This window comes from Fortiea sp. LEGE XX443, from assembly GCF_015206815.1.
Lineage (GTDB): Bacteria > Cyanobacteriota > Cyanobacteriia > Cyanobacteriales > Nostocaceae > Nostoc_B.
Window position 1 is genome coordinate 1 of the sequence record NZ_JADEXZ010000162.1, and the last position, 1113, is coordinate 1113.

The following is a 1113-nucleotide window of genomic DNA, read 5'->3' on the forward strand; positions in this document are numbered from 1 at the left end:
ATTAACCGTTGATAGAAGGAGCAGTAAGTGCAACAGGAGCAACATCACCAGCAGCCAAATCTAAGGGGAAGTTGTGAGCATTACGCTCGTGCATAACTTCCATACCCAGGTTAGCGCGGTTGATGATATCAGCCCAGGTGTTGATCACGCGACCTTGAGAATCAATCACAGACTGGTTGAAGTTGAAACCGTTCAAGTTGAACGCCATTGTGCTGATACCCAGTGCTGTAAACCAGATACCGATTACAGGCCATGCAGCGAGGAAGAAGTGCAAGGAACGGCTGTTGTTGAATGAAGCGTATTGGAAGATTAAGCGACCGAAGTAACCGTGTGCTGCAACGATGTTGTAGGTTTCTTCTTCTTGTCCGAACTTGTAACCGTAGTTTTGTGATTCGTTCTCGGTTGTTTCACGAACTAAGGATGAAGTTACCAAACTTCCGTGCATTGCAGAAAACAAAGAACCACCGAACACACCCGCTACTCCCAACATGTGGAAGGGGTGCATCAAGATGTTGTGTTCTGCTTGGAACACAATCATGAAGTTGAATGTTCCACTGATACCCAAGGGCATACCATCGGAGAATGAACCTTGTCCGATTGGGTAGATTAAGAAGACTGCGGTTGCTGCTGCCACTGGTGCGGAGAATGCTAGGCAAATCCAAGGACGCATACCCAAGCGGTAGGATAGTTCCCATTCACGTCCTAAGTAGCAGAATACGCCAATCAGGAAGTGGAATATTACTAGTTGGTAAGGGCCGCCGTTGTACAACCACTCATCAAGAGATGCTGCTTCCCAAATTGGGTAGAAGTGCAAACCAATGGCGTTGGAGGATGGTACTACTGCTCCTGAGATGATGTTGTTTCCGTACATTAATGAACCTGCTACTGGTTCACGGATTCCATCGATGTCTACTGGTGGTGCGGCGATGAAGGCGATTACGAAGCAGGTGATTGCTGCTAGTAGGGTTGGGATCATTAATACTCCGAACCAGCCGATGTATAGGCGGTTGTTGGTGCTGGTGATCCACTCGCAAAACCGATCCCATACGTTGGCGCTGCTGCGCTGTTGTAAGGTTGCTGTCATGTTTTTATGATTGCTGTTGTTTATGTATG

At 47.5% G+C, this 1113-nt stretch carries 1 protein-coding gene; it reads right to left on the reverse strand.

What is annotated here, in order from left to right:
• Position 1 precedes the first annotated feature (1 nt).
• Positions 2-1084, reverse strand: coding sequence for a photosystem II q(b) protein (gene psbA, locus IQ259_RS26930; protein WP_193889027.1), 1083 nt, complete (start codon positions 1082-1084; stop codon positions 2-4).
• Between the last annotated feature and the right edge of the window lie 29 nt (positions 1085-1113).

Bases quoted from the DNA above. Each gene is read 5' to 3' on its own strand.
- psbA (WP_193889027.1), bottom strand. From the start codon at position 1,084: ATGACAGCAACCTTACAACAGCGCAGCAGCGCCAACGTATGGGATCGG.